Source organism: Alteraurantiacibacter aestuarii (genome assembly GCF_009827405.1).
Classification (GTDB): domain Bacteria; phylum Pseudomonadota; class Alphaproteobacteria; order Sphingomonadales; family Sphingomonadaceae; genus Alteraurantiacibacter; species Alteraurantiacibacter aestuarii.
In genome coordinates this window covers 271,787-298,722 of record NZ_WTYY01000004.1, presented here as the reverse complement: position 1 = coordinate 298,722, position 26,936 = coordinate 271,787, and the positions used below count along the sequence as shown (strand labels likewise).

Here is a 26,936-nt window from a genome sequence, read left to right as displayed (position 1 = left end):
TCATGGAAGAAGTATTCATCATACCGGTGGTCGTGATCGGGCTTCCCTGGCTGATCCTCCACTACATCACCAAGTGGAAGACATCAGGGTCCATCACCTCGGACGACGAATCGCTGCTGGACGAACTCTATCAGCTGGCCAAGCGTCTGGATGAACGGATGGATACGGTCGAGCGGCTGGTTTCCGCGGACAATCCCGACTTCAAGACCGCCCGCATCATGCATGACCGCGAAATCGACAATGCACCGCTGCGCGAGCTGGAAGAACTGCTCGCCGAGAAGAAAGGAACGCAGAAGTGAACACGCCCCGCACCACACTTTATCGCGACAAGCACAATGCCAAGCTGATGGGCGTCTGCGCCGGGATTGCCGACTACACCGGGGTCAACTCGCTGTGGGTTCGCCTGGGCGCGCTGATGATGATCGGGCTGACCGCCGGTTGGTTCATCCCGCTCTATTTCCTGGCCGGCCTGCTGCTGAACAAGAAGCCGCCGCATCTGTACCGTGACGATCAGGAGCAGAAATACTGGCAGGGCGTCCGCCAGTCTCCCAAGCGCACCGCACGCGAAATCCGCGCGCAGTTCCGCGATGTGGACCGCCGCCTGGCCGATGTGGAGCAGTACTATGTCACCAGCAATCCGCGCCTTTCGGCAGAGATCGAACGGCTGCGCTGACCACGCACTTTGGGGGAAACTGAACAATGGGTAATCTGGCACTTCTGATCCCGATCATGGGCATGTCCATCCCGCTGTTTGCGATCTGGATGAAGCACCGTGAAAAGGTTGAGCAGATGCGCATGAGCGCCACTGCCGAAAACACCGCCGAACGCGCTGCGCAATATGCCAGCCATGTGCAGGAACTGGAGCAGCGGGTGCGCGTGCTGGAGCGGATCGTGACCGACCAGGGATATGACACCGCCCGCCAGATCGAGGCCCTGCGCGATAACCGCCAGGTCGAGAACCGGCGGCTGCAGGCTGAAAACGCAGCCATCTGAAAGTTAGACGGAAGGGAATTGAGATGAGTTTTGGCGATCCCAGCTTCGTGGTGGCAATCGTTGGCTTGTCGATGGGGGCATGGCTGATCAGCACATGGATCCGCGTCAAGCATGGTTATCCGCTGGACGACGGCGCTGGAGGCCGGATCGAGAAGTCGAACAATGGCGAGGCACAGCGTCTGCTGGAGACCAACCGCGTGCTGACCGAACGGCTGGAAAACGCCGAGGACCGCCTCGCCGTGCTCGAACGCATCGTCACCGATGAAGGTTATGACACCGCGCGCAAGATCGAAGCTCTGCGCGATCGACAGGAGACAAACTGATGGATCCGGAAATTGCAGCCTGGCTTGGCTTCGTTCCCTGGGTAATCGGCGGCGGCATCGCGATCGCACTCGCCGGGGTGTGGGCATCGGTCCACAACACCAAGCTCAAGATCAGGAATGGCTATCCGCTGGAAGGCATGTGGGGCCAATCCCTCAAGCCCGACATGTCCTCTGAAAGCATGGAGCGCGTGCGCCTGCTGACACAGGAAAACGCCGCCCTGCGCGCCGAAGTCAGTTCCATGAAGGAACGCATGGCGAATGTGGAGCGCATCGTTACCGATAGCGGCTTCCAGCTGACCCACCAGATTGACCGCCTGCGCGACAGTGACGAGGTGAACTGATGGATATCAACATGATCCTGGCGTTCATCTTCGTCATCATCCTCGTCTCGATTGTGATGACCACGCTTGGCGGAGTTATCAAACGGCACATCCGCTACAAGGAGCGCGAGATGGAACTGCGCAACGCGCCGCCGCAATCCGGCATCAGCGCCGCCAAGGCAGAGCAGCTGGAGGAGCGCATCCGCGTGCTGGAACGCATCGCCACCGATGGCAATGCCGATCTCGCCCGCCAGATCGAGGACCTGCGGCTTCCCGATAGCAGCGTAGAGATTCAAAGGGAGACTGCGCGGTGACCTTCTGGACAGCCATTGTCATCATCGTTGGCATGACAATCATCGGCAGCGTGCTGCGCAGCCGGCACAATGCCCTGAACGGCTATGCCACCGACCAGCAGGGCAATCCTGTCGGCCCATCCCCGCGTGAGCGTGAGATGGCCGCCGAACTTACCGAATTGCGTGAACGGGTGAAGGTGCTGGAACGCATCGCCACCGATGGAAATGAAACTGTGCGCCTGTCCGCCGAAATTGATCGGCTGCGCGACGAATAGGGGATGGAGGGAATGTTGAGCGAACAATTGCTGATTGCCAGCTGTTCACTGCTGGGCATGATGATCCTGGCCACCGCCATGCTGAAAGGCTGGCAGGGTTGGCTGGCGCTGAAGGAGCGCGAACTGAACCTGCGCACCATGCCGATGGAAATCGAAGGCGGCGTACGCGAAGGTGCCGCCCGGATAGAGCTGGCGGACCTGAAAGAACGCATCCGCAAGCTGGAAGCCATCGCCAATGGGGTGGATTTGTAGCGCCAAGCCACTAGATGCGCCCCATGCGCACGCTTGAAGACATCCAGGAAGAATATGAATTCCTCGAAGGCGATGAACGATATCGCCTGCTGATCGAACTGGGGCGAGAGCTTGAGGATATGCCCCAGCCGCTGAAGACAGACGCCACTCTGGTGCGCGGATGTTCAGCGCAGGTCTGGGTCTATCCCACCGGCAATGCCGAAAATCTGCATTTCCTGGCGGACAGCAACGCCGCGATCACCAAGGGGATCGTCGCGCTGGTGATTTCCGCCGTGCAGGACCGCCCGGCCGGCGAGGTTGCGCAAATGGACGTGATCGCCGCTCTCGAACCGTTCGACCTGAAGAACCAGCTCTCCTCCAACCGCACGCAGGGCGTTCCCAACATGATCGCGCTGGTCAAACAGCACGCCGCTCGGATCGCTGCGGCCTAGGGAAGCATTCCCGGCGCATTCGAGAGCAATATCCAGCCATCGCCGATCTGTTCGAACCGGGTTTCCCCGACCGGATATCCCTGTTGCAGCAAGCGCGCGGTTATTTCAGCCTGGCCATCCTGCTGCCCGGCAACGTGTTCGGCCCAGAACACCGTCGGGCAATCGGCAGACATCCGGCGGGAGGCTTCATCCTCGACAGAAAAGTCATGGCGCTGCGCCATCAGGCGATAGGCCATGGGCATCACGCGCCGGTTGTCCGCCGGTGGCAAGTCCATCGTCGGCCTGTTCCAGTCGAGTGCCGGATGCACGATCGTATCGGGGCATTGGCGGGAGATTTCAGCGATCCTGCCGGCGGTGCCGTTCCATGAAGGCAGGGCGCGCACCATGTCCAGCTTCTGCGAAAGCGACAGGCCCATGATCATCAGCATGGTGGCAATCGCCGCAAGCCTGAGCAGAGCATTGACCCGGCCAAGAATGACCGAGGCGCCGACTGCCAGGATCATCGCGATGAGCGGGGCCAATGCCACCAGATAGCGCCCCAGGATGATCGGTCGCCACATGTGCACGGCCAGCAGGATAGTGGTGGCCAGAGCGGCACCGGCCGCCAGGGCAAGAACCAGCTGGAATTCCGGCGGAAGCTGGCGCTCCCTTACCGCTGCCTGCACCAGATAGCCGATCCCCATGGCGCCAACCACGGTCAGGGCGATGTTGTCTCCGGCCCAGCCGACAAGCTCGTTTTCCAGCGCCCAGCGCGCCGCATCGAAGCCGCCGGGTATCCAGAAAACCCGCGTGTTCTCCTCCATCCGGCCAAATTGCATCGCTATCAGGATGATGAAGGGCAAGGCTGCAATCAGCCCGGTAATCACAAGGCCGATGGACTGCGGCCAGTCGCGGCGCAGCAAGATCCACACCCCGAATGCCGCGCCCACGGCGGCGCAAATCACCGTGGCGGTAAGGTGGACATTGAAGGCGATGGCAAGGGCAATCCCCAGAAAAGTCCAGTCACGCCGCACGGGCTTTGGTGAGGCAGGATTGGCAATCACCGTCAGGGCGGCAACGAGCACCGCCGCGCTTGCATAAGCGAGGAAGTTGGATCGCAATTGCGCCACCTGGAGCACAGCAGGGTCTAAGCTGACCAGAGCAATGGCATAGAGCAAGCCGACACGGCGAAATTCAGGCCGCCACTGCCCCAGCAGGAAAAGCGCGAACGCAGCCATCAGCAGGATGCCAAGATTGATGAAGCGCCGCGCCTCCACGGCCTCTCCCAGCCAGCCGCTGGCCCAGCTCAAGGCATAATACAGCGGCGGGTGGTTATCCGGCAGCCAACGCTGCACCAGCGCATCGGCAAAGCCAAGGCCCGGGTCGGCGGCGTAGAGAGTGTAGAATTCATCGTACCACGGCCCGCGCGCCATGATGGCGGCGGCGGAAAAGGCCACAGCAGCCGCCAGCACGATGGCCAGTGCGAGTTTGTGCCACGGGTCGGAGCGATACATGCAGCCTCCATGACAGCGCAAACCTGCCAGCCAACGGCATTTGGAAGCGTGCCTTATAGGGGCACAAACTCTGTGAAATTCCTAACGCCGGAAAATTCCGGCCTCAGGCTCCGGCGCTGTCCCGGACAACGGCAATGCCGGCCTCTCGCTGGCGCCTGAGTTCTGCCTTCAGCCGCGCCGGATCGTCGGCGAAGATAAAGCCGAAGCTGACCCCGCCCTCCTTGCCGATGGTGGCGTGGTGCAGCTTGTGCGCCTGCACCAGCCGCTTGGCATAGCCGCGCTTGGGCACCCAGCGGAAATAGCGCTGGTGGACCAGCCCATCGTGCACCAGCGTATAGATGATGCCGTAACCAAGAATGCCCAGGCCGATGAAGGTGGCCGGCCACCAGGCCGCATCGCCCAGCACCATCGTGCTGCCCAGCGCGAACATGGAAATGCTCATCACCGCGCCCACTACGCCGTACAGGTCGTTCTTTTCGAAGATCTTGTCATGCGGCTCATGATGGTCACGGTGCCAGCCCCAGCCCCAGCCGTGCATGATGTATTTGTGGCTCGCCCAGGCGACCCATTCCATCGCCAATATGGTGGCGAGCACAATCAGGATTGGAACTGCGATCTGCATGGCTGCCTGTATAGGCGCGGTATGGGCCGGAGGCAAAGCGGACCTTTGGCCCCCTCACCTTTCAGCAACGCCACTCAGCGGCGCCCACTCAGCGGCGCCCAGTCAGCAACGCCGCGCCCTATTCGCCGGTGTAGGTCTTCTGCTGGCGCGGCAGACCGAAATATTTCTCCGCCACATTGCGGTCAATCCGCGCCGGGCGCAGCGTGTTGGTATCGATGCAGCACCACATGCTCTGCACTTCGGCCAGCACTTCGCCGCCGCGGTCGATCACCGTGTTGTAGAAGGCGCGCGCACCGGCGATCTTTTCCAGCACCGTGCTGGCCACCACGTCATCCTTCAGGAAAGCCGGGCGGCGATAGGTAATCTCATGCTTGAGGGCCACCCACGCATGCGCGGCCACCGTTTCCGGCGGGGCGACCTTGCGCCAATGGCTGAGCACCACGTCCTGAACCCAGTTCAGATAGCGGGCATTGTTCACGTGGCCCATGAAATCAATATCATCGGGGGTGATGTGAATCGGAATGGCATGTGCATTTGCTGACATAATTGTCAGTTAGTGCAGAATTGTTTCTTTTCCAAGTCATTTGGCGCGAAAAAGAATTCCTTCGCCGCGCGCAGCTTGCCGTAAAGTGGCATTGGCGGCTAACGGGGCTGCATGTCTGCAAAACACCGCACCCTTTATGACAAGATCTGGGATGCCCACGTCGTGGAACAACGCGATGACGGCACCTGCCTGATCTTCATCGATCGCCATCTGGTCCACGAAGTGACCAGCCCGCAGGCCTTTGAAGCCCTGCGCCTTTCCGGCCGCAAGGTCCGCCGCCCGGAACTGACGCTGGCGGTGCCCGATCACAACCTGCCCACCACGGCGCGGGTGGACGCCGATGGCAATCGCATTCCCATTGCCGATCAGGAAAGCGCTGCGCAGCTGGCCGCGCTGGAAGCCAATGCCCCGGCCTTTGGCGTGCGCTACTTCGGTGCGACGGCCAAGGAACAGGGAATTGTCCATGTGGTCGGCCCGGAACAGGGCTTCTCCCTGCCCGGCACCACTATCGTTTGCGGTGACAGCCACACCGCCTGCCACGGCGGGCTTGGCGCATGGGCCTTTGGCATCGGCACCAGCGAGGTGGAGCACGTGCTCGCCACGCAGACGCTGCTGCTGCGCAAGTCCAGGACCATGGAAATCCGGGTGGAGGGCGAACTTGGCCCCGGCATCACCTCAAAGGATCTGATCCTGCACATCATCGGCGTGATCGGCACCGCCGGCGGCACCGGTCATGTGATCGAATATCGCGGCAAGGTGTTTGAGGACATGTCCATCGAAAGCCGCCTGACCGTATGCAACATGAGCATAGAGGGCGGCGCGCGCGGCGGGATGATCGCGCCCGATGAAACCACCTTTGCCTATCTCAAAGGGCGCAACTTCGCCCCCAAGGGTGAGGAATGGGACAAGGCCGTCGCCTATTGGAAGACACTGCACAGCGATGAAGGCGCGGTGTTTGACAAATCCGTGGTGATCGATGCCACCGAAGTCGAGCCGACCGTCACCTGGGGCACCAGCCCTGAAGACGTGGTGCCCATCGGCGGCGTGGTGCCCGATCCGCTCAGCTTTGCCGATCCTTCCAAGCAGAAAGCCGCGCGCGCCAGCCTTGATTACATGGGGCTGGAGCCGGGGCAGCGGATGGACGAAATCGAAGTGCAGAACATCTTCATCGGTTCGTGCACCAACAGCAGGATCGAGGACTTGCGCGCCGCAGCAGAGGTTCTGCGCGGCCGCCACATACACCCCAACATCAAATGGGGCATCGTGGTGCCGGGTTCCGGCCTCGTCAAAATCCAGGCCGAGGCCGAGGGGCTGGACAAGGTGTTCATCGATGCCGGGCTGGAATGGCGTGAGCCGGGCTGTTCGGCGTGCCTTGGCATGAACCCGGACAAGGTGCCCATGGGCGAACGCTCAGCCTCCACCAGCAATCGCAATTTCGTGGGCCGACAGGGACCCGGCGCGCGCACGCATCTGGTCAGCCCGTCGATGGCGGCAGCCGCTGCCGTTGCAGGCAGGCTTGCCGACGTGCGGGAGCTGAGCAAGCAGCCTGCGTAAGGCAGGTTTCCCTCCGGTCGTATCGCCCGATACGCGGCTGCTGTTGCTCGGCAGCCTGCCGGGTGAGGCATCGCTGGCCGCCGGGCGATATTATGCCCATCCGCGCAACCAGTTCTGGCAGCTTGTCGGCGCGGTGATCGGCCGCGATCTTGTTGCGCTGGATTACGAGCTTCGCCTGCAAGCCCTGCTGAATGCCGGGATCGGCCTGTGGGACACTGTGCAATCGGCACACCGGGAAGGCAGCCTGGACAGTGCCATTCGCGAGGAGAGCCACAACAGCCTGCACGATCTGTGCGCCCAACTCCCCGCCCTGCGCGCCATCGGCTTCAACGGCGCCAAATCCGCCCGGATCGGCAGCAAATTGCTGGCAGGCTCACCCTATATGCTGGTCAGCCTGCCCTCCTCCAGCCCGGCCTATGCAGCGATGAATCTGGCGGGGAAACAGGCGCGGTGGATGGAGCTGGGCCAATTCCTGAAGTGAATCTTTTCCGCCCGTCAATCTTGCAACCAAATCCGCCTACGCCCATTGAAGAATCATGACCAAGAAATTCCCCACTGGAAAAGCCGCCATTGCCGGCGCGATCGGTTCTGCAGCTGTGGCTGCGGCGTTGATTTACGTGAACAAGCGCAAGGACAAGAGCAATGAGCCTGCGCAGCTTCCTGCCATCCCCTCCGGCGAAAATCCGGAGACCGATTGATGGATCCTGTCACGCAGGTTGAAGGGGGCGCGTACCCCTTCGGCATGAAGAATGTCGACACGGACATCATTATCCCCGCCCATTTCCTCAAGACCGTCAGCCGTGACGGGCTTGGCCGCGGGGCGTTTGAGGCCTTGCGCAAGGATCCGGCCAATGTGTTCGACGATCCGCAGTACAAGGGATCGCCGATCATCATCGCCGGTGACAATTTTGGCTGCGGTTCCAGCCGCGAACACGCCGCATGGGCCTTGCTCGATATGGGCGTGAAGGCGGTAATCGCCCCCAGCTTTTCGGATATCTTCGCGGGCAATGCCTTCAAGAACGGCATTCTCACTGTGGTCCTGCCGCAGGATCAGGTGGACCGTTTGATGGAAGTGGCCCGGACCGATCCGATCACGATTGACCTGGAAAGCCAGATCGTGACCTCGCCGTTCCAGGATCGTTTCAGTTTCGAGATTGATCCATTCCGCAAGTTCTGCCTGCTGCAGGGTCTTGATGAGGTTGGCCTCACGCTTACCCGCAAGGACGCCATAACCGGATATGAGCAGCGTCTGGCGCAGGAAAAACCTTGGCTGGCGCGCGGAACCGGGCTTGCCGCCTGACCCAGCCTCAGGCAAAATATATCCAACTGGATAAAGGGCTATCAAAATGACCGATTTCAAGGACCGCGAGCGCGCGGAAGAAGCCAAGTTCGCCTTTGACGAGGACAATGCCTTTCGCATTGCTGCCCGCCGCAACCGCCTGCTGGGCGAATGGGCGGCGCAGGTGATGGGCCTCACCCCGGAAGAGACCGAAGCCTACAAGAAGGCGGTGGTACAGGCCGATTTTGAGGAAGCGGGCGACGAGGATGTGATCCGCAAGCTGGTTGGCGATCTTACCGCTGCCGGATGCGACGTGGACGAATCCACCGTGCGCGCCCAGCTGGAAGAAAAGGCGATCGAGGCTCGCCGCCAGTTCATGAGCGAATCCTGATGAAGCGGAGCATGATCTGATGGCGATGCCAGCGGCGGATATCGAAGCCCTGATCAAGGCCGCACTTCCTGATGCCGTGGTAGAGATCACCGCGCTGGTGGATGATGGCGACCATTATCAGGCCCGCGTGGAATCCGCAGCCTTCAGGGGCAAGACGCGCGTCGCGCAGCACAAGATGGTTTATGAAGCGCTGGGCGGCCGGATGGGCGGCGAACTCCATGCCTTGCAACTGAGCACGTCCGTTCCCAATTGATGGCTTCAACAGAACAAATTGGTGGGACCCATGTCCGAGACAAATGAACGCATTTCCAAGATCGTGAACGAGAACGACGTGGTTCTCTTCATGAAGGGCACGCCGCTGTTTCCGCAGTGCGGCTTCTCCAACCGCGCCTGCGCGATCCTCGATCACTGCAATGTCGCCTTTGAAAGCGTCGACGTGTTGCAGGACATGGAGATTCGCCAGGGCATCAAGGGTTTCTCTGACTGGCCGACCATCCCGCAACTGTATGTGAAGGGTGAATTCGTCGGCGGCAGCGACATCATGATGGAAATGTACGAAGCTGGCGAATTGCAGCAGCTGCTGGATGAAAAGCAGGTCGCCAAGGCCGAGTGATCGCTCTACGCTCCCACCGATTACACACGGCGGGAGTTTTCGATGAAGCGCATCATTCTGTTGCCAGCCATGCTGTCGCTGGCCAGCGCCGCCGCCGCACAGGATTTTGAGCCTGCGGATATTGAAGCGCGGATGGCCGCGGCAAGCCAGGCGCAGCAGCGTGCCGCGCTGATTGCCGAGCAGTTGAGCGCGCCCGATTCATCGCAGCAGATGCAACCTGCCCAGATTGAGGCAATCGCCGAAATCCGCGAGTACATCGCCGCCCAGCCTGACGATGCCTGCGACGCGGTCGCTTTCCAACCTGTGGTCCTGCCGCAAGAGGCGGATGGCAGAACGCCCGTTTACTTGGTCAACACATCGGGCAAGGAGCGATCTTTCGCCCTGGGTGAGAATTTCCGGGTGATGATCGGTCCGAACGATGAAATCGGCCCGGTGGAGCCGCTCACGCAAGGCTGCGAAACGATTGAATGGGACCCGGACAATCCCGAACTGGGCCTGAGTGTCTTCGTCACCCGCTATGACATGGGCCGCAACCCCAGCGAAATTCACTTCCTCGCCAGCTCACGCCTGCCGATGAGCATGGGGGTTATCACCGGTGACCTGATCTGGCCGATGGCTGGTGGCTTCACCGCCGGTCCCGTGCCCGCAGCCGAAGCGGGTTACTGATCCCACGGCGACATGTGCAATCTCTACCGCATGAACCAGAGCCGCACCGAAGTGGCGGATTTCTTTTCTGCCATCGGGGCAGACATGCGCGTGGCGCCGGGCAATTCCCCCGCAGAAATCTATCCCGGATATCCCGGCCTGGTGCTGGCTGACCGGCGCATTCAACAGATGAACTGGGGCTTCCCGCTGGCGCGCAAGGGCGCCAAGGGCCAGCCGCTGAAGCCCAAGCCGGTCAACAATGCCCGCAGTGACAAGCTGGGCAGCCCGTTCTGGTCGGCCAGCTTCAAATCGCGGCGCTGCCTGATCCCGGTTTCCGAATTCGCCGAGGCCGAAGGGGAAAAGGGCGCCAAGACCCGCACCTGGTTTACCCTGCCCGATACGCCCTTGTTCGCCATCGCCGGATTGTGGCGCGATACCGCAGAATGGGGCCCCGCCTATACGATGGTGATCACCGGCGCCAATGCGCAGATGCGCAGCGTGCATCACCGCATGCCGGTGATTATCCCGCCCGAAAACTGGCAGCAATATCTGGGTGATGATCCGCAGGCGGCTTTCGATCTGTGCCAGCCTTATGCAGGGGACATGATCATGACGCGCACCGACGTGCCTTGGGCCGGTCACCGCTAGAACTTCGTCTGATTGTTGGGGAGAGCGGGGCTTCGGGGAGGTGGAGCCGGGAGACTTTGGGGATCCAGGGGTTCGGCCCCACCTCGTTCGAAGACCCTCTTGGGTACGCCAATAACATTGCACGAGCCGTGCCAGTTTTGCGGTTTGGCGGATTTGTGCGGGAGACGATGGTTGGCGAAACCTTAACGCGCGCACCGCGTGTAAAAATTTCCGACAAAACTGGCGCGCCCAGCAGGAGTCGAACCTGCGGCCTCAGGATTAGAAGTCCCGTGCTCTATCCAGCTGAGCTATGGGCGCGTCGCGGTGGTCCATAGCGGGCTTTGCGCCGGGCGCAAATCGCGATAGGCTGCACTTCGATGAACAGGCAGCCGCAACAACTGGACGGAAAGGCGGGTGCCGGACGGCAGTTTCGCTATTTCGATTATGTGATGGCGGCCTTTGTCACCATACTGCTGCTGTCCAACGTGATCGGCGCGGGCAAGGTTTCCGAAGTCATCCTGCCCGGCGTTGGCCTGTGGCCCTTTGGCGCAGGTATCCTGTTCTTCCCGGTGTCCTACGTGATCGGTGACGTACTGACCGAAGTCTATGGCTATGCCCATGCAAGGCGCTGCATCTGGGCAGGCTTTGCCGCGCTGCTGTTCATGGCCTTCATGGCGTGGGTTGTGGTCGCCCTGCCACCGGCCGCCGACTGGGGCGGGCAGGACGCCTATGAGCAGGTTTTCGGGCAAGTCCCGCGCATAGTCTTTGCCTCCATCATCGCCTTCTGGGCCGGAGAATTCGTCAATTCCTATGTGATGGCGAAGATGAAGATCTGGACACAGGGCAAGGCTTTGTGGAGCCGCACGATCGGTTCGACCATTGTCGGCCAGGGCGTGGACAGTGCGCTGTTCTACCCGCTTGCCTTCATGGGTGCGGAAGGGTGGACCACCCAACTGGTGATCACCGTGGCGCTGACGCAATGGGCGCTGAAGACCGGCTGGGAGGCGCTGCTGACGCCGGTCACTTACGGAGTGGTCAATTTCCTCAAGCGCCGCGAGGGCGTGGAGGTTTTCGACACGGGAACCGACTTTTCGCCTTTCGCCAAGGCGCGTTAAGCGCGGCAGGCGTCGGGACGCCGGCGGATCAGTCCGCCAGCGCCCAGATCGCAAGATAGATCAGGATGAAACTGCCGACACCGGCAACCGCACCGATCACGAAGATCAATCGAACCACCAGCGGATCGATCTTGAAATAACGGGCAAGACCGGCGCAGACACCTGCGATCTTGCCGTTCTGGCGATCGAGCCCGAATTTCTTCGGAGGACCGCCGACTGGCTGCTGACTCAGCTGGCTCATGCCAGCATCGTCGCGGCAGCCTGCACTTCGGGAGTTGCAAAGTAGCTCACCAGAAGTGCCATGGACATTGCGACAGCACCAAAAGCGGCGGCGGCGCGGTGAAAAAAGCTGTTTTCGTTCGACATTTCATTTCCCCTGATTGGTTGCCGGGCTTTCATTTGCCCGATGCAAACTACACTGCAGCAAGTGTGCCAAATGCAGAAAATGGCAGAATTCCGCCATTTCCGTTCAGCTCGCCGAAAGATTTGAGCGCCCTCAATCCTGAGAGTTGGGATTTTTCACCAATATTTGGAAATGGCATTTTGCATGGTCACGCGCCGCCGCCTCGCCTAATTGCCGGATCGCACCATGGCACTCGACCGGATCACCCTTTCCACCTTCCGCAACCATGCCGAAACCCGGCTGGACGGCACGGCGCGCTTCAACCTGCTGGTGGGAGAGAACGGCGCGGGAAAGACCAATGTGCTGGAGGCCCTGTCACTGTTTTCACCGGGCCGCGGCCTGCGCCGTGCCTCCATGGCGGAAATGGCGGGTCAGGGCGGGGATGGCAGCTTTGCGGTCAGTGCCGCGCTCGATCAGGGCGATGGCAGCGATCCGGTCAAGCTGGGAACCGGCACGCTGGCAGCGCAGCCCGGACGGCGCATCGTGCACATCAATTCCACCAGCGCCAGCGCGATCAGCCTTGGCGAATGGCTTTCCATGGGCTGGCTGACCCCGGCGATGGATCGCCTGTTCGCTGAAAGCGCAGGCACCAGGCGCCGCTATCTGGACCGGCTGACGGTGGCCGTGGACCCGGCACATGCGCGCCATGCCACCCGCTATGAGGCAAGCCTGCGCGAGAGAAACCGCCTGCTGTCTGACGATCGTGAACCCGACAAGACCTGGCTGGAATCGATTGAATTGCAGATGGCTGAAAGCGGTTCCCTGCTGGCACAGGGACGCGCCGCGCTGATCCAGCAACTCGCCACGCAGCTGGAGGTGTTGCCGGCAGAGCCCTTTGCCCGGCCCACCCTGACATACCGGCCCGGAGGCCCCCTGGGCGAACAGGCCTTGCGCGCCGAATTTGACCGCAATCGCAAACGCGACAGGGCCGCCCGCCGCACGCTGTCAGGCCCGCACCGGGATGAGCTGGAAGTGGTGATGGCGGGAAAGAACGTGCCCGCCGCGCTGTGCTCAACCGGGGAGCAAAAGGCCATGCTGATCGCCATCACGCTGGCCCATGCCGTGCTGGCTGCGGGCAATCGCCCCGGCGTGCTGCTGCTGGACGAAGTGGCGGCTCACCTCGATCCGGTCCGCCGCGCGGCGCTGTTCGAACGGCTGGGGTCAAGCGGCGCACAGATATGGCTGACGGGCACAGAACGCGCCCCATTCGCCGAAATCGAGGGCAGAGCCGCCGTCTGGCAGGTCACCGACGGAAAAGTTGTGCGGCTCTAGTCTTTTGCATCCGGCAGGGCTGCGGCAACCGACCCGGCCGTGGCTGCCACAATCGCCTCGATCCCTTCGGCCGTTGGATGGATGCGATCGGCCTGGATCAGGCGCGGCTGGTCATAAACCGCTTCAAGGAAAAAGGGCACCAGCGCGGCATCGAAGCGGGCGGCAAGATCGGGATAGATGGAATCGAAATCCTCCTGATACTGCACGCCCAGATTGGGCGGCGCGCGCATGCCCATCACCAGCACCGGAATATCGCGAGCGGCCAGTTCCTGCATGATGGCGGTCAGATTCTCGCGCGTGGCATCGGGGGTAATCCCGCGCAGCAGATCATTCCCGCCCAGCTCGACAATTGCCAGATCGGGCTTTTGCGCCTCATTATCGAGCACGAAGCCGATCCGCTGGGCACCCGCTGCGGTGGTATCGCCCGATACGCCCGCATCGATCACGCGGGCATTGATGCCGCTGGCGCGCAGCACCACTTCCAGTTTCTCCGGATATCCCTCATCCTCGGCCAGATTATAGCCGGCGAACAGGCTGTCTCCAAAGGCGAGGATAGTCCGCTCCGGTCCTATCACGGGCAGGTCTTCCGTGATCGGCGCAGGTTCGGCCACCTGCTGCTGGGTGGGCGGAGCCTCTGCCCCGCAGCCTGCCAGTGAAAGCGCCGCCAACCCCATCCATAAACCGCCAATACGCATACTATACCGACTTCCAGCCATCTTGTGTGTGCACCATAGCTATGCCATCGCAGGCTTGTGACAAGTCCCCAGAAAAACCAATTCGCTATCGAGGCGCGCGATCTTCGGCTGACTTTGGGCGAAGGCCCGTCTGCCGTGGAGATCCTGCGCGGCATCGACCTTCTCGTTCCGGCAGGCGAGACGCTGGCCCTGCTTGGCCCGTCGGGTTCGGGCAAAAGCTCGCTGATGGCGGTGCTGACCGGGCTGGAGCGCGCCTCATCAGGCACGCTGATGGTGGCAGGAGCCGATTTTGCAGCCATGAACGAGGACGCGCTGGCGCTGGCCCGCCGGGGCCGCATCGGCATTGTGTTGCAGGCCTTCCATCTGCTGCCGACCATGACCGCGCAGGAAAACGTCGCCACTCCGCTGGAACTGGCAGGAGAGAAAGACGCATGGGCGCGTGCTGCTGCGGAACTTGAGGCCGTGGGCCTTGGCCACCGGCTGACGCATTATCCCGCGCAGCTTTCCGGCGGGGAGCAGCAGCGTGTCGCCATCGCCCGCGCCATCGCGCCGCGCCCGCCGTTGATCTTTGCCGATGAGCCGACTGGCAATCTGGATACCACCACCGGCACCAGCATTGTCGACGTGCTGTTCGAACGGCGCGCGCAGACCGGCGCAACGCTGGTGATCATCACCCATGACAAGGCGCTGGCGCAGAAATGCGACCGGGTGGTCACGCTGGCAGACGGCCGCATCGAAACAGACCTGATGGCTGCAACACCGGGCGCGGCATGAACGAACGAGGCTCTGCGAGCCTTGGCTGGGGCACCGCATGGCGGATTGCCCGGCGTGACCTGCACCGGCAGTTTCGCGGACTGCGGCTGCTGCTGGTCTGCCTGTTCCTGGGCGTTGGCGCACTGGCGGCGATCGGATCGCTCACCTCCGCCATTCGCGGTGAGCTGAACCAGCAGGGGCAGGTGCTTCTGGGCGGCGATTTCGAAGTCGAGGTTTACCAGCGCCCGCTGACGCAGGAGGAGAATGAATTCCTCGAAGGTTACGGCACGCTGTCACAAGGCCTCAGAATGCAGGCGATGGCCAGCACCGAAGAGGCAACCGCTCCGATTGAACTCAAGGCCGTGGATGACAACTGGCCGCTCTATGGCGAGCTGACGCTTGATGGCGGCAGCACCATGGGCGCGCCGCCGCAGGGCCAGGCATGGATCGCGCTGGGCGTGGCGCAGAGGCTGGGCATCGGCCCGGGCGATCGCTTCACGCTGGGCCGCCTGCCGCTGACGGTGGCGGGCATTATCGAGGACGAGCCTGACCGGCTGAGCGAGGGCTTTTCGCTGGGCCAGACAGTGATCGTGCCCTTCGATGTGCCTGAGCAAGCCGGGCTGACCGCGCCGGGCGCGATGTATGAAACCAAGACCCGCCTGCGCTTTGACGGCAATTACGACCCCGCCTCTGTCGAAGAGGCGGTGGCGCAGGCCTTCCCCGAAGCGGGGCTGGATACGCGCACGAGGGACCGCGCTTCTCCGGGTGCAGAGCGCTTTGTTTCGCGCATGGGTGAATTCCTCACGCTGGTGGGGCTGGCGGCGCTGGTGATTGCCGGCATCGGCATTGGCGGCGGCGTGGCATCCTATCTGGAAGCGCGCCGCGCCAGCATTGCCACGCTGAAAATTCTGGGCGCGACCAGCGGCGATATCGCCCGCATCTATGGCCTGCAGATCGGCGCTGCGGCGGTCATCGGATCGGTGGCGGGACTGGCTGCGGGCGTGCTGGTCACTCCGCTGCTGGCTAAGGCGCTGGGATCGCTGCTACCGGTCAACACCGATCTGGTGATCGATGTCGCTGCCCTGCTGCGCGCCGCCGCCTTCGGCCTGCTGGTGGCGCTGATCTTTGCCGCGCCGCCGCTGATGCGTGCGCGTGATTTTCCTGCAATGGCGCTGATGCGTTCGCGCGTATCGCCGCTGGTCAGCAGCTGGCGCAGCGCGGCTGTGCCGGTGATTGCGGGACTTGCCGGGATTACCGCGCTGGTGCTGATCGGCTCGCCCACGCCGGGCCTGTCTGCGGTGTTCATGGGCGGCGCGGTGGCGATGCTGCTGCTGCTGGCCCTGCTGGGCCGCATGATCCGCAAGGCTGCACAGAACTGGCCTCGCCCGTCCAACCCGATAATCCGCGCCGCGCTGGCCAATCTCTACCGCCCCGGCTCTGCCACCGGATCGCTGGTGACCGCGCTGGGCTTTGGCCTTTCCGCCTTCGTGCTGCTGGCGGCCGTCCAGACCAGCCTGAACGGCAATATCCAGCGCTCCGTCCCCGCCATTGCGCCCGATTATTTCGTGCTCGACCTGCCCCGAGATGGCGTGGAGCAGTTCACCGCCATGATCGAGGCGCGCGCGCCCGGATCGACGGTGGAGACCACGCCCACATTGCGCGGGGCTGTGCTGGCCTATGGGCCTGAAGACAACCTCACCTACGTCAGCCAGCAGGAAGAGGCGCCGGAAGGTGCCTGGGGCCTGCGCGGGGAACGCGGGCTGACCTATGCCGACGCGCTGCCGCAGGGCAACGTGCTGACTGCGGGCGAATGGTGGCCTGCCGCTTATGACGGGGAGCCGCTGGTCTCTGTCGATGCCGATACGGCGCAGGCTGCGGGTCTGCAACTGGGCGATATCATCACCGTGGGCATTCTGGGCGTGGAACGCAGTGCCCGCATTGCCAATTTCCGCCGGATCGACTGGGAAAGTCTGGGCTTCAACTACGTCTTCATCTTCTCCCCCAATGCGCTGGCCGATGCGCCGCATAATGTTGCCGCCACCGTGGCCTTTGCCGATGGGGCACAGCCGGGCGACCTGCTGCGCCAGCTGGTGCAGGCCTTCCCTTCCAGTTCGGTGATCGAGGTCGGCCCGATATTGGCAGAGGCGCGCAATATTCTGGATCAGGTGGCGCTGGCCATTCTGGCGGCGGCATCGGTGGCGGTGCTGGCGGGCATCGCCGTATTGCTGGGCGCGATTGCCGCAGCGCGTGCCGCGCGCATCTATGACACGGTGATCCTGCGCGTACTGGGCGCCAGCAGGGGGCAGCTTCTGGGCCTGCAATTTGCAGAGTTCGGCCTGCTGGCAGCGATCCTGGCGTTGGTGGCGCTGGCGCTGGGCAGCGGTATCGCCTGGCTGGTGATCGTGCAGATGTTCGAATTCGAATGGCTGCCGGACTGGCCGCGTATCCTGGCCGTGCTGGGCGCAGGCCTGGCACTGGTGCTGATCTTCGCCTTTGCCGCATCTCTGCCGCTGTTGCGCGCCAGACCAGCCAGCACACTGCGCAACCTGTAAGATTACGGACAAGAAAAAGGGGGCCGCAAAAGCCCCCTTCCCCTTGTTCAGTTGTGGTGTTCTGCCCGGTCAGTAGCGGAAACGAACCGTTGCGCCATAGCTGCGCGGATCGCTGGGATAGGCCGAAACCGCACCCGGTTGCGCAGGCGAATCGAAGATCACGCCGAGATCCTGCTTGTTGAGCAGGTTGCGGCTCCAGACAGACAGGCTCACGCCGCATTCGCATTCATAGGCAATCGATGCGGTCAGGTCGTTCACCTCGCGGGTGAAGGGAACCGCCACGGCAAGCGCCGCGGTATTGTCCAGAATCGCCCCGTCAGGACCGCGCACCAGGAAGCCCGGCAGGCCCTCGATCAGCTGCTCGCGCGATTGCCACAGATAGGAAACGCGCGGGACGATAACGGCATGGCCGATATCGAATTCGTATTGCGCGCCCAGCAGCACGGTAAATTCGGGAACATCGGCCGGACGCGTGCCGGTGAGGTTGCCGACGGAGCTGTTCTGGAAATCGTCATAGACCGGGTCCAGATAGGTGCCGCCGAAGTTGATCGTCAGATCGCCAAAGGTCGCCACGCCGTCCAGCTCGATCCCGAATGTGCTCTGCTTGCCTGCGTTGAGCAGGGCAAAGCCGGTGCCGGTGAAGATGTTGGACTGGAAGCCCTTGATGACCTGATCGAACACCGTCAGATTGACCGACAGATCATCCAGATTGGCCTTGATGCCAGCTTCGATCACTCGCGATTTTTCCGGCGCGGCATAGCGGCTGCCATAGGTCAGGTTGTTGACGCCCAGATCGGCATTCAGGATCGCCGCGCGATCCGCCAGGAAAGGCCGGCTGTCACGCGACAGGTTGATGGAGCTGGCCTTGAAGCCGGTGGCATAGCTGGCATAGACATTGACATCGGGTGAGAGATCATAGGCCAGCCGGGCGGTGTAGCTGAAGTTGTCATCGCCAACCTTGCCGCTTTCCACCTGGTTGGGAACAGCCAGGAACGGCGGCAGGAACTGCAAGGCCCGCAGCGGCGCCAGCGGATTGGCCAGCGGATTGTTCATGTTGGCATCGGCATAGGCCTGTGCACCGGCCTGAATGGTCGGGAAGAAGGCGGCGGTGTCCGGGTCGGTCGCAAAGGCGAAAATCTCGGCCTCGGTTGCCAGCCGGTCCAGACCCAGCGCATCGCCAACGGTCTGGGCGACACCGCCTTCATACAGCACCTGATTGCGGAAGGCCGCATATTGCGGCGCGTCCAGATCGATTGACGAGAACACGTCGCTGGAAATCGCATTGGCCGTAAAGGTCTTGCTGTCATCGGTGTAATTGCCGCCCAGCGTCAGCACCAGCCCGTCGGCGATCTCGAAATCGAACTGGCCGAAGATGGACACCGCATCGGACTTGAGCGTGTAGGCCTCATCGAAACCCTGACCATCGGCGAAGAACTGTCCGGCGTAATTGACCCCGTCGAAGAAGCTGAAAGTGGCTTCGAGCGTCGGCACGTCAAACACCCCGCCCGTGCCAGCCTGTATCAGCAGGTTGGCATAGGGACGGAACTGGTTGGCAAACAGCAGGTCGTTGGTCTGATCGACATCCTCGGCAAGATAGAAGACGCCAACCAGCATATCGATGCCGTCTGTCAGCTCACCTGCCAGGCGCACTTCCTGCGTGAACGTGTCAATCGTGAGGTCCTGCGCATTGGGATAGATCAGGTTCGCGCTGGAAAAATCCGAATCCTGCGCGGTCACCGCATTGGTGTTGCGATAGGCCGTGATCGAAGTCAGCGTGAAGCCGCCAAAGTCGTAATCGAGCTGGCCGGAGAAGCCGTAGTTCTCGATATCATTGGTCGAATTGAAATTGTTGTAGACCACGCCGGCGAACGGATCGGCCGGATCGGTGACCTTGCCGCCAAGCGCCAGAATGGCGCCGGTGGCCGGGCTGCTGCGCACGTTGACGACGCCGCAGCAGTTTTCATCGATCGAATCGTAATCGGCAATGAAGCGGGCCGAGAAATTATCGTGATTGTCGAACAGCAACTGGCTGCGCACGAACCAGCGATCACGGTTGTTGGTCTTGTCGCCCGTGCCAAGGTCCTGCAGGTAGCCGTCGCGCTGGTTGATGCCGCCGGAGATGCTGGCTGCAACCGTATCGGACAGCGGCCCGGTCACAAAACCCCTGGCAATCACCATGTCGCGATTGCCATAGGTGAATTCACCCATCGCCTCTAGATCGAACTGCGGTTCCTGCGTGGTGATCGAGATCACACCGGCAGAGGCATTCTTGCCAAACAGCGTTGATTGCGGACCGCGCAGCACTTCGATGCGGCTGACGTTGGGCAGATCGGTAATCTGGGCGGCCGTGCGCGAACGATATACGCCGTCCACAAACACGCCTACCGAGGGCTCGATACCGGCATTATTGGCGCCATTGCCAAAGCCGCGGATGAAGAAATTGGTGTTGGCCACGCTCTGGCGCTGACCGACCTGGAGCGAGGGGACCACGCTCTGCAGGTCGCGCAAATCGCGGATCTGGCCGCGTTCAAGCGTCTCGGCCGTCGTCACGCTGACGGCAACGGGTGTTTCCTGCAACGTGGTTTCGCGCTTGGTGGCGGTAACGATAATGGAATTGCCGGTGCTGGCGTCGGCATCTTCAGCTTCCTGCTGGGCTGCATCCTGATCCTGCGCCTGGACAGCCACAGGGGCTGTAAGTGCAACGGCTGCGACCCCGCAAAGAAACATGCGGGTATAACCGGCGGTGCCGGCGTTCCTGATCTTCATGTGTTTCTCCATCTCTCCCTCTCGGTCCGTTTGTGCCTTGTTTCGGCATCTGTTTGGCGGACCTGAGTGTCTGTAGTTTGGCCGCGCGGATTAGTTTGCGCAATCGGTAAGAACAATCCGCATATGGAAATAAGTTGCGCAAGAAACTACTGATGGTGCAAAAACATCACACGCCTGAGGAGGCACCGGAGGGTTTTCTGGCATAATCCCACGGTTTCCGCGGTTTTCTTGCGCCTTGCAGCCGCAGCCATGCTCCGCTAGGGGCTTGCCCGTCAGCAGAGGCAATTTGCCAAGAATCCTGCTCCCGCAAATCCAAGGTCCTATTTTATGTCCGCGCCCTTACGCAATGTGGCGATCATCGCCCATGTCGACCACGGCAAAACCACGCTCGTCGACCAGTTGTTCCGCCAGTCCGGCACCTTCCGTGAAAACCAGCGCGTTGAAGAACGCGCCATGGACAGCAATGACCTGGAGAAGGAACGCGGCATTACCATTCTGGCAAAATGTACCAGCGTGGATTGGGAAGGTACGCGGATCAACATCGTCGATACGCCGGGCCACGCCGATTTCGGCGGCGAGGTGGAGCGTATCCTGTCGATGGTCGATGGCGTGATCCTGCTGGTCGATTCCTCCGAAGGCGCAATGCCGCAGACCAAGTTCGTAACCGGCAAGGCACTGGCCCTTGGCCTCAAGCCAATTGTCGTGGTCAACAAGGTCGACCGCCCTGACGAGCGTATCCAGGAAGTGCTGGACGAGGTTTTCGACCTGTTCGTGAGCCTGGACGCCAGTGACGAACAGCTCGATTTCCCGGTCCTCTACGCGTCTGGCCGCAACGGCTATGCCAGTGAGAACCCGCAGTCGCGCGAAGGCACGCTGACGCCGCTGTTCCAGAAGATCGTCGATCACGTGCCGCCTCCCTCGGCAGATCCCGACGGCCCGTTCAAATTCCTGGTGACGCTGCTCGATCGCGACAACTTCCTTGGCCGTATTCTTACCGGCCTGGTGTTCTCCGGCTCGCTCAAGATCAACAGCCCGATCCACAGCCTGGATAATGACGGCAATGTCGTTGAGACCGGCCGCGCATCCAAGATCATGTCTTTCCGCGGGCTCGAGCGCGTGCCTGTGGACGAAGCCAATGCCGGTGACATCATTTCCATTGCGGGCCTGACCACCACCACGGTTTCCAACACCATCTGCGATCCTGAAGTTACCGAGCCGCTGCACGCGCAGCCAATCGATCCGCCGACATTGTCCATGCGCTTTGCCGTGAACGATTCGCCGATGGCCGGCCGTGAAGGCACCAAGGTCACATCGCGCATGATCCGTGACCGCCTGCTGCGCGAAGCTGAATCCAACGTCGCCATCCGCGTGACCGAAGCAGACGACAAGGACAGCTTCGAAGTTGCCGGACGCGGAGAACTTCAGCTGGGCGTGCTGATCGAAACGATGCGCCGCGAAGGGTTCGAGCTGGGCATCAGCCGCCCGCGCGTGCTGTTTGGCGAAGACGAGAACGGCAAGAAGACCGAGCCGTATGAAACCGTCATCATCGATGTGGATGACGAACATTCGGGCACGGTTGTCGAGAAGATGGCTGTGCGCAAGGGTGAACTGACCGACATGCGTCCGTCCGGCGGCGGCAAGACCCGCATCACCTTCTCTGCCCCGTCACGCGGCATGATCGGCTATCACGGTGAATTCCTGTCCGACACGCGCGGCACCGGCATCATGAACCGCCTGTTCGAGAAGTATGGCCCGCACAAGGGCAAGATCGAAGGCCGCAAGAACGGCGTGCTGATCTCCAACGGTACGGGCGAGGCGAATGCCTATTCGCTCAATTCGCTGGAAGATCGCGGCATCCTGTTCGTCGGCCACGGCGTGCCCCTGTACGAAGGCATGATCATCGGCGAGAACGCCAAGCCGGGTGACCTTGAGGTTAACCCGATGAAGGCCAAGCAGCTGACCAACATCCGCTCATCGGGCAAGGACGATGCCATTCGCCTGACCCCGCCGCGGACGATGACGCTGGAACAGGCGATTGCCTATATCGATGATGATGAGCTGGTCGAAGTCACGCCGACTTCCATCCGCCTGCGCAAGCGTCACCTCGATCCGAACGAACGCAAGAAGGCCAGCCGCTCCGCCAAGGCGAGCTAACTGCCGCTCGCCTTCTTCTGGTGCCACAGCCACCAGCTGTAGACGAAGGGAACGAAGGCGGCGATCAGGATTGGACCCAGCAGCAAGGCAATGGCCACGCCCTCGCTGGTTTCGACAAAGGCATTGATGATGATGACCGCTCCGGCGGCCATCATCAGCTTGCCGCCCAGCCGGTGCGTGGCGATCCAGTTGTCGGTATCCATGATGGTCCACGGCGTGCGTATGCCGACAAAGAAGCTCGGTCGGCTCTTGGGCAGCATATTGCCCAGGAATATCAGAAACATGCCGATCACCGCGTAGAACATCCGCGGGGGCAGCTGCCAGCCCAGTGCGGGCGCGGCGATGCTGACCTGCACGAAAATCATCACCACGATCATGCCAATCCACACCGCGCGCAGCAGCGGCGCGGATTGCTCCAGCTTGTTCTGCAACGGCTCCAGAAAAGGCGTGGCAGCCATGATCAGCGACACCACCAGCAGCGAGACTGGCGCCACCAGCAGGGCGGTCAGCGCCTTGTCATAACGGTCCGGCTGACCGGCGGCGTTGAAGTGGACGGGCAACATCCCTCCTTCGGGCAAGGTTGCATCCATATAGAACGCAAAACCCACCATCGCGGCCACCACCAGCAGCGAAGCGATCAGCAATCCCCTTACCCTCATGTCTTCTTTCCTTCTCCAACAGGCAGGTCTTCATGCATGGCATTGCGATGCCCCATCCGCCCCATGAAGCCCATCACCGCCTCTTCCAGCGTGGTCATGTTGAGCGTGTAGATGATCGACCCGCCCCGGTTCTCGCCCAGGATCAGCCCGGCGGCCTTGAGCTTGGCGAAATGGCCCGACATGGTCGGCTTGGAGACCGGGAAATGGTCTGCCAGATCGCCCGCAGACATGCCGCCCTGCTTGAGCAGTTCGAGCACCTGACGGCGAATCGGATGGGACAAAGCGTCGAAGACATCATGCATAGCTATTTAGCGAATAGGCTAAATGAACGATTTTGCAAGGCGATTTCATTGTCTCAGCCTCTCGCAATCGGGCGCAGCCTGTCATAAGGGGCATTGATGGATATCGCCGATCTGCGCGTTGCCCTGTTCAGCGGAAACTATAATTACGTCCGCGATGGCGCCAATCAGGCGCTGAACAGGCTGGTTGATTTCCTGCTTCGGCAGGGGGCGTCGGTGCGCGTCTATTCCCCCAAGGTGGAAGATCCCGCATTCGAACCGGCGGGAGAGCTGGTGGGTCTGCCCAACCTGCCCATCCCCGGGCGCGGCGAATATCGCATTCCGCTGGCCCTGTCGGCCTCGGTTAAACGGGACCTGGCCAAGTTTGCGCCCAATCTGGTGCACGTGGCCTCTCCCGATATTGCCGGACACAGGGCCGTAACCTGGGCGCGCGAACGCAAATTGCCGATCCTGGCGTCGGTCCACACCCGGTTTGAGACCTATCCGCGATATTACAACATGGCTTTTCTGGAGCCTGTTGCCGAATCGATCCTGCGGCGCTTCTACAATCGCTGCGATGCGCTGGTCGCTCCGTCCGAAAGCATGGCGGCGGTGCTGCGAGAGCAGGGCATGAACGAGGATATCTCCATCTGGTCACGCGGAGTGGACCGCGATGTGTTCGATCCCGCTCGCCGCGATCTGGCCTGGCGGCGCGAATATGGCATCGCCGATGAAGAGGTGGCGATCGGCTTCCTTGGCCGTCTGGTGATGGAAAAGGGGCTGGACGTCTTTTCCGATGCCATCGCCGAACTGAAAAAGCGCGGCACTGCGCACAAGGTGCTGGTGGTGGGTGAAGGCCCGGCCAGGGAATTCTTCGCCGAACACGTGCCCGGCGCCATCTTTGCCGGCTTCCAGCGCGGACCGGCTCTGGGCAAGGCGGTGGCCAGCATGGATCTGCTGCTCAATCCTTCGGTTACCGAGACATTTGGCAATGTAACGCTGGAAGCGATGGCCAGCGGCATTCCCGTCATCGCCGCGCGCGCCACGGGCAGCACCAGCCTGGTCCGCGACGGGGAAACCGGGCGGCTGGTGGAACCCGGCCGCATCAGCGATTTTGCCGATGTGCTGGAAACCTATATCGCCGATCCCGACCTGCGCCGCGCGCATGGCGCGGCGGGCGAGGTTCGCAGCCGGGAATTTTCCTGGGATGCGATCAACAGCGCTGTGGCGGACGCCTATCTGCGGCTGGTCGGTCAGGCTGCCGCCAAATCAGCGTAATGCGCCCTGAGGTGGATTTCTGCGTGCGCGATGTTGTCTTGGCAATGCGGGCACTGGGCCCCTATCTGCCAATCCCATGACAGACCTGTTCGAAGACAATCAGGAGCAGCCCCGGCGCAGCGACCAGCCAGACGCCGATGCCCCGCTGGCCGATCGCCTGCGCCCCGCCTCGCTGGACGAGATTATCGGGCAGGACCATCTGACCGGGCCGGAAGGCGCGATTGGCCGCATGGTCAACGCCGGCAAACTATCCAGCATGATCCTGTGGGGACCTCCCGGCACCGGAAAGACCAGCATTGCGCGCCTTCTGGCAGACAGCGTGGGCATGCGTTACGAAGCCGTCAGCGCGGTATTCTCTGGCGTGGCGGACCTGCGCAAAGCCTTTGCCGCCGCCGAAAAGGCGCGCGAGGCAGGGCAACGCACGCTGCTGTTCGTGGACGAGATTCACCGCTTCAACCGCGCCCAGCAAGACGGCTTCCTGCCCTTTGTGGAACGCGGCACTGTCACGCTGGTGGGCGCAACCACCGAAAACCCCAGCTTCGAACTCAACGCCGCCCTGCTCAGCCGCGCGCAGGTGCTGATCCTGCACCGGCTCGATGCGCGGGCGCTGGGCCAGCTGCTGGACCGGGCGGAGGAGCTGGAAGGCCCCCTGCCCGTGACGGCGGCGGCGCGTGACGCGCTGATCGCCTCTGCCGATGGCGATGGCCGCTTCCTGCTCAACCAGGCTGAAACACTGTATGCGGCAAACATCGCCGAGCCGCTCGATCCCGCCGCGCTGGGCGAATTCCTCCAGCGGCGCATGGCAGTTTATGACAAGGACCGGGAGGGGCATTACAACCTCATCTCAGCGCTGCACAAATCCGTGCGCGGCTCCGATCCGCAGGCAGCGCTGTATTATCTGGCGCGCATGCTGGTGGCGGGGGAGGAACCGCTGTTCCTGGCGCGCAGGCTGGTGCGCATGGCGGTGGAGGATATCGGCATGGCTGATCCCAATGCGCTGCCGCAATGCCTTGCGGCCAAGGACGCCTACCAGTTCCTCGGCAGCCCTGAGGGGGAGCTGGCGCTGGTACAGGCCTGCCTCTACCTCGCCACCGCGCCCAAATCGAACGCCGTGTACAAGGCGCAAAAGGCTGCGTGGAAAAGCGCGAAGGAGACCGGCAGCCTGATGCCGCCGCAAAACATCCTCAACGCGCCGACCAAGCTGATGAAGGATATCGGCTACGGGACAGGCTATTCCTATGACCATGAGGCCGAGCACGGCTTTTCGGGCGACAATTACTGGCCCGACGAGATGCAGCCGCAAACCTATTACGAGCCGGTGGAACGCGGCTTTGAGCGCAAGGTGAACGAGCGCATCGCCTATTGGAACCGCCTGCGCGAGGAGCGCGGTGCCTAGGCCCTTCTCGCATTTCATCGCGATAGACTGGTCCGGCGCGCAGGGTGAGCGGCACAAGGCGATTGCGATGGCCATTGCCCACGCAGATGGCGGACCGCCGGTGCTGGTGGAACGCCGCAACGGCTGGAACCGCAGCGAGGTGCTGGAGATCCTGCGCAATGACCTTCCGCCAGACACTTTGGTGGGCCTCGACCTGGGCATCGCCCTGCCCTTTGCCGACCACGGCGCCTATTTCCCCGGCTGGGATGCCAGCCCTCCCGATGCTCCGGCGCTGTGGGCGTTGATCGATAATATCTGCGAGGGGGACGACCATTACGCCGCCTCCGCCTTTGTCGATCACCATCAGCTCAGCCGCTATTTCCGCCGTCATGGCGGGCGTGAGGGGGAACGCTTTGGCGGCGGGCGCGGCCGGTTCCGGGTGACCGAGACATTGCAGGCGGCCCAAGGCTGCAAGCCATACAGCAATTTCAACCTGGTGGGCGCGGCGCAGGTCGGCAAATCCAGCCTCACCGGAATGCGGCTGCTGAACCGGCTTCGCGGTCACCTGCCCGTCTGGCCGATCGACCCATTGCCGCAAACCGGATCGGTGCTGGTGGAGATTTACACCTCGCTGGCAGCCATTGCGGCGGGCCGCTCCGCTTCGCGCAGCAAGATCCGCAGTCATGAGGAACTGGACGCGGCGCTGATCGCGCTGGGCAGCGAAGCCGTGGGTGGCAGCGGTGCGATAGACGACCATTCCAGCGACGCGCTGATCACCGCCGCATGGCTGCGCGCCAGTCACTCACGCAGCAACTTATGGGCGCCATCCGCCCTGACCCCGCACATTGCGCAAACAGAGGGCTGGACCTTCGGCGTCTCTTGAGCCAAAGGGCGCGGCAGTGGGCCGGCTTAGCTCAGTTGGTAGAGCAGTTGATTTGTAATCATCAGGCCGCGGGTTCGACTCCTGCAGCCGGCACCATC

The 26,936-nt window shown here is 62.2% G+C and carries 35 protein-coding genes and 2 tRNA genes; 27 read left to right on the top strand and 10 right to left on the bottom strand.

What is annotated here, in order from left to right:
• Window positions 1-2: 2 nt before the first annotated feature.
• The 9 genes from pspB to GRI32_RS09695 are packed head-to-tail and all read left to right on the top strand — an operon-like array spanning window position 3 to window position 2,887.
• The gene (pspB, locus tag GRI32_RS09735) at window positions 3-299 is read left to right on the top strand and encodes an envelope stress response membrane protein PspB (RefSeq protein WP_160591691.1); all 297 of its coding nucleotides are present in this window, start codon (window positions 3-5) and stop codon (window positions 297-299) included.
• Window positions 296-673 (top strand): envelope stress response membrane protein PspC, encoded by a 378-nt coding sequence (gene pspC / locus GRI32_RS09730; protein WP_160591690.1) that lies wholly within the window; start codon window positions 296-298, stop codon window positions 671-673. Before pspB ends, pspC begins: the two co-directional genes overlap by 4 nt.
• Window positions 674-699: 26 nt before the next feature.
• Complete coding sequence (locus GRI32_RS09725) at window positions 700-993, top strand: hypothetical protein (protein ID WP_160591688.1); 294 nt, start codon at window positions 700-702, stop codon at window positions 991-993.
• Between the two features lie 23 nt (window positions 994-1,016).
• Window positions 1,017-1,316, top strand: coding sequence for a hypothetical protein (locus GRI32_RS09720; RefSeq protein WP_160591686.1), 300 nt, complete (start codon window positions 1,017-1,019; stop codon window positions 1,314-1,316).
• The gene (locus GRI32_RS09715; RefSeq protein ID WP_160591684.1) at window positions 1,316-1,657 is read left to right on the top strand and encodes a hypothetical protein; all 342 of its coding nucleotides are present in this window, start codon (window positions 1,316-1,318) and stop codon (window positions 1,655-1,657) included. Before GRI32_RS09720 ends, GRI32_RS09715 begins: the two co-directional genes overlap by 1 nt.
• Complete coding sequence (locus GRI32_RS09710) at window positions 1,657-1,950, top strand: hypothetical protein (protein WP_160591682.1); 294 nt, start codon at window positions 1,657-1,659, stop codon at window positions 1,948-1,950. The genes GRI32_RS09715 and GRI32_RS09710 overlap by 1 nt, the downstream gene beginning before the upstream one ends.
• Window positions 1,947-2,204 (top strand): hypothetical protein, encoded by a 258-nt coding sequence (locus GRI32_RS09705; RefSeq protein WP_160591680.1) that lies wholly within the window; start codon window positions 1,947-1,949, stop codon window positions 2,202-2,204. Before GRI32_RS09710 ends, GRI32_RS09705 begins: the two co-directional genes overlap by 4 nt.
• A gap of 12 nt (window positions 2,205-2,216) precedes the next feature.
• Window positions 2,217-2,456, top strand: a complete 240-nt coding sequence (locus tag GRI32_RS09700; RefSeq protein WP_419866767.1) for a hypothetical protein — start codon at window positions 2,217-2,219, stop codon at window positions 2,454-2,456.
• Window positions 2,457-2,479: 23 nt separating this feature from the next.
• Window positions 2,480-2,887: a SufE family protein gene (locus GRI32_RS09695; RefSeq protein ID WP_160591676.1), complete on the top strand. Its 408-nt coding sequence runs from the start codon at window positions 2,480-2,482 to the stop codon at window positions 2,885-2,887.
• Here GRI32_RS09695 and GRI32_RS09690 read toward each other — a convergent pair.
• The 3 genes from GRI32_RS09690 to GRI32_RS09680 all read right to left on the bottom strand — a co-directional run bounded on the left by GRI32_RS09690 (window position 2,884) and on the right by GRI32_RS09680 (window position 5,546).
• Window positions 2,884-4,380 carry a hypothetical protein gene (locus GRI32_RS09690; protein WP_160591675.1) on the bottom strand — a complete coding sequence of 499 codons (1,497 nt, stop codon included), beginning with the start codon at window positions 4,378-4,380 and terminating at the stop codon, window positions 2,884-2,886. The two genes, GRI32_RS09695 and GRI32_RS09690, sit on opposite strands and share 4 nt — an antisense overlap.
• Window positions 4,381-4,483: 103 nt before the next feature.
• On the bottom strand, window positions 4,484-5,002 hold the full coding sequence (locus GRI32_RS09685; RefSeq protein ID WP_160591673.1) for a sterol desaturase family protein: 519 nt from the start codon (window positions 5,000-5,002) through the stop codon (window positions 4,484-4,486).
• 118 nt (window positions 5,003-5,120) lie between these two features.
• Window positions 5,121-5,546, bottom strand: a complete 426-nt coding sequence (locus GRI32_RS09680) for an acyl-CoA thioesterase (RefSeq protein ID WP_160591671.1) — start codon at window positions 5,544-5,546, stop codon at window positions 5,121-5,123.
• Window positions 5,547-5,657: 111 nt separating this feature from the next.
• Here GRI32_RS09680 and leuC point away from each other — a divergent pair, with 111 nt between their 5' ends.
• Genes leuC through GRI32_RS09635 form a run of 9 tightly spaced genes read left to right on the top strand, consistent with a single transcriptional unit; the run spans window position 5,658 to window position 10,676 of the window.
• Window positions 5,658-7,100: a 3-isopropylmalate dehydratase large subunit gene (leuC, locus tag GRI32_RS09675; RefSeq protein WP_160591669.1), complete on the top strand. Its 1,443-nt coding sequence runs from the start codon at window positions 5,658-5,660 to the stop codon at window positions 7,098-7,100.
• Window positions 7,093-7,581, top strand: coding sequence for a DNA-deoxyinosine glycosylase (locus tag GRI32_RS09670; protein ID WP_160591787.1), 489 nt, complete (start codon window positions 7,093-7,095; stop codon window positions 7,579-7,581). Before leuC ends, GRI32_RS09670 begins: the two co-directional genes overlap by 8 nt.
• 55 nt (window positions 7,582-7,636) lie before the next feature.
• The gene (locus tag GRI32_RS09665) at window positions 7,637-7,798 is read left to right on the top strand and encodes an isopropylmalate isomerase (protein WP_160591667.1); all 162 of its coding nucleotides are present in this window, start codon (window positions 7,637-7,639) and stop codon (window positions 7,796-7,798) included.
• Window positions 7,798-8,400, top strand: a complete 603-nt coding sequence (gene leuD, locus GRI32_RS09660; protein WP_160591665.1) for a 3-isopropylmalate dehydratase small subunit — start codon at window positions 7,798-7,800, stop codon at window positions 8,398-8,400. The genes GRI32_RS09665 and leuD overlap by 1 nt, the downstream gene beginning before the upstream one ends.
• Before the next feature lie 46 nt (window positions 8,401-8,446).
• On the top strand, window positions 8,447-8,770 hold the full coding sequence (locus GRI32_RS09655; protein WP_160591663.1) for a DUF1476 domain-containing protein: 324 nt from the start codon (window positions 8,447-8,449) through the stop codon (window positions 8,768-8,770).
• Window positions 8,771-8,789: 19 nt separating this feature from the next.
• On the top strand, window positions 8,790-9,023 hold the full coding sequence (locus GRI32_RS09650) for a BolA/IbaG family iron-sulfur metabolism protein (protein WP_160591661.1): 234 nt from the start codon (window positions 8,790-8,792) through the stop codon (window positions 9,021-9,023).
• A 30-nt stretch (window positions 9,024-9,053) separates the two neighbouring features.
• A complete protein-coding gene (gene grxD, locus GRI32_RS09645; RefSeq protein WP_160591659.1) occupies window positions 9,054-9,383 on the top strand; it encodes a Grx4 family monothiol glutaredoxin in 330 nt (109 codons plus the stop codon).
• Between the two features lie 42 nt (window positions 9,384-9,425).
• Entirely contained in the window at window positions 9,426-10,049 is a 624-nt protein-coding gene (locus GRI32_RS09640) for a hypothetical protein (protein WP_160591657.1), read from the top strand.
• A 12-nt stretch (window positions 10,050-10,061) separates the two neighbouring features.
• The gene (locus tag GRI32_RS09635; protein ID WP_160591655.1) at window positions 10,062-10,676 is read left to right on the top strand and encodes an SOS response-associated peptidase; all 615 of its coding nucleotides are present in this window, start codon (window positions 10,062-10,064) and stop codon (window positions 10,674-10,676) included.
• Between the two features lie 220 nt (window positions 10,677-10,896).
• Here the strand turns inward: GRI32_RS09635 and GRI32_RS09630 are convergent.
• Window positions 10,897-10,973, bottom strand: a tRNA-Arg gene (locus tag GRI32_RS09630).
• Window positions 10,974-11,032: 59 nt separating this feature from the next.
• Between GRI32_RS09630 and GRI32_RS09625 the strand changes: the two genes are divergently transcribed.
• Window positions 11,033-11,770 carry a queuosine precursor transporter gene (locus GRI32_RS09625; protein ID WP_160591653.1) on the top strand — a complete coding sequence of 246 codons (738 nt, stop codon included), beginning with the start codon at window positions 11,033-11,035 and terminating at the stop codon, window positions 11,768-11,770.
• 28 nt (window positions 11,771-11,798) lie between these two features.
• On the opposite strand, the gene GRI32_RS09620 is transcribed toward GRI32_RS09625, so the two are convergent.
• Window positions 11,799-12,011, bottom strand: coding sequence for a PspC domain-containing protein (locus GRI32_RS09620; protein ID WP_160591651.1), 213 nt, complete (start codon window positions 12,009-12,011; stop codon window positions 11,799-11,801).
• Complete coding sequence (locus GRI32_RS10880) at window positions 12,008-12,136, bottom strand: hypothetical protein (RefSeq protein WP_272916792.1); 129 nt, start codon at window positions 12,134-12,136, stop codon at window positions 12,008-12,010. Before GRI32_RS10880 ends, GRI32_RS09620 begins: the two co-directional genes overlap by 4 nt.
• A 223-nt stretch (window positions 12,137-12,359) precedes the next feature.
• Between GRI32_RS10880 and recF the strand changes: the two genes are divergently transcribed.
• Window positions 12,360-13,445 carry a DNA replication/repair protein RecF gene (gene recF, locus GRI32_RS09615; protein ID WP_160591649.1) on the top strand — a complete coding sequence of 362 codons (1,086 nt, stop codon included), beginning with the start codon at window positions 12,360-12,362 and terminating at the stop codon, window positions 13,443-13,445.
• Here the strand turns inward: recF and GRI32_RS09610 are convergent.
• A complete protein-coding gene (locus GRI32_RS09610) occupies window positions 13,442-14,140 on the bottom strand; it encodes an arylesterase (protein ID WP_202386012.1) in 699 nt (232 codons plus the stop codon). The genes recF and GRI32_RS09610 overlap by 4 nt on opposite strands.
• Before the next feature lie 57 nt (window positions 14,141-14,197).
• Between GRI32_RS09610 and GRI32_RS09605 the strand changes: the two genes are divergently transcribed.
• Window positions 14,198-14,914 (top strand): ATP-binding cassette domain-containing protein, encoded by a 717-nt coding sequence (locus GRI32_RS09605; protein ID WP_160591647.1) that lies wholly within the window; start codon window positions 14,198-14,200, stop codon window positions 14,912-14,914.
• Window positions 14,911-17,445: an ABC transporter permease gene (locus tag GRI32_RS09600; RefSeq protein WP_160591645.1), complete on the top strand. Its 2,535-nt coding sequence runs from the start codon at window positions 14,911-14,913 to the stop codon at window positions 17,443-17,445. Before GRI32_RS09605 ends, GRI32_RS09600 begins: the two co-directional genes overlap by 4 nt.
• 69 nt (window positions 17,446-17,514) lie before the next feature.
• Here the strand turns inward: GRI32_RS09600 and GRI32_RS09595 are convergent, their stop codons facing one another.
• The gene (locus GRI32_RS09595; protein ID WP_202386011.1) at window positions 17,515-20,211 is read right to left on the bottom strand and encodes a TonB-dependent receptor; all 2,697 of its coding nucleotides are present in this window, start codon (window positions 20,209-20,211) and stop codon (window positions 17,515-17,517) included.
• 327 nt (window positions 20,212-20,538) lie between these two features.
• On the opposite strand from GRI32_RS09595, the gene typA reads away from it, so the two are divergent.
• Entirely contained in the window at window positions 20,539-22,365 is a 1,827-nt protein-coding gene (gene typA / locus GRI32_RS09590) for a translational GTPase TypA (protein ID WP_160591643.1), read from the top strand.
• Here typA and GRI32_RS09585 read toward each other — a convergent pair.
• Together GRI32_RS09585 and GRI32_RS09580 are read right to left on the bottom strand one after the other, a co-directional pair.
• Window positions 22,362-23,024 (bottom strand): SdpI family protein, encoded by a 663-nt coding sequence (locus tag GRI32_RS09585; protein ID WP_160591642.1) that lies wholly within the window; start codon window positions 23,022-23,024, stop codon window positions 22,362-22,364. The genes typA and GRI32_RS09585 overlap by 4 nt on opposite strands.
• Window positions 23,021-23,326 (bottom strand): metalloregulator ArsR/SmtB family transcription factor, encoded by a 306-nt coding sequence (locus tag GRI32_RS09580; RefSeq protein ID WP_160591640.1) that lies wholly within the window; start codon window positions 23,324-23,326, stop codon window positions 23,021-23,023. Before GRI32_RS09580 ends, GRI32_RS09585 begins: the two co-directional genes overlap by 4 nt.
• Window positions 23,327-23,422: 96 nt before the next feature.
• Between GRI32_RS09580 and GRI32_RS09575 the strand changes: the two genes are divergently transcribed.
• From GRI32_RS09575 to GRI32_RS09560, 4 genes are all read left to right on the top strand, one after another.
• The gene (locus GRI32_RS09575) at window positions 23,423-24,580 is read left to right on the top strand and encodes a glycosyltransferase family 4 protein (RefSeq protein WP_160591638.1); all 1,158 of its coding nucleotides are present in this window, start codon (window positions 23,423-23,425) and stop codon (window positions 24,578-24,580) included.
• Between the two features lie 76 nt (window positions 24,581-24,656).
• Window positions 24,657-25,976 carry a replication-associated recombination protein A gene (locus GRI32_RS09570; RefSeq protein WP_160591636.1) on the top strand — a complete coding sequence of 440 codons (1,320 nt, stop codon included), beginning with the start codon at window positions 24,657-24,659 and terminating at the stop codon, window positions 25,974-25,976.
• Window positions 25,969-26,838 carry a hypothetical protein gene (locus GRI32_RS09565; protein ID WP_160591634.1) on the top strand — a complete coding sequence of 290 codons (870 nt, stop codon included), beginning with the start codon at window positions 25,969-25,971 and terminating at the stop codon, window positions 26,836-26,838. The genes GRI32_RS09570 and GRI32_RS09565 overlap by 8 nt, the downstream gene beginning before the upstream one ends.
• A 20-nt stretch (window positions 26,839-26,858) precedes the next feature.
• Window positions 26,859-26,934, top strand: a tRNA-Thr gene (locus tag GRI32_RS09560).
• The last annotated feature ends 2 nt before the right edge of the window (window positions 26,935-26,936 follow it).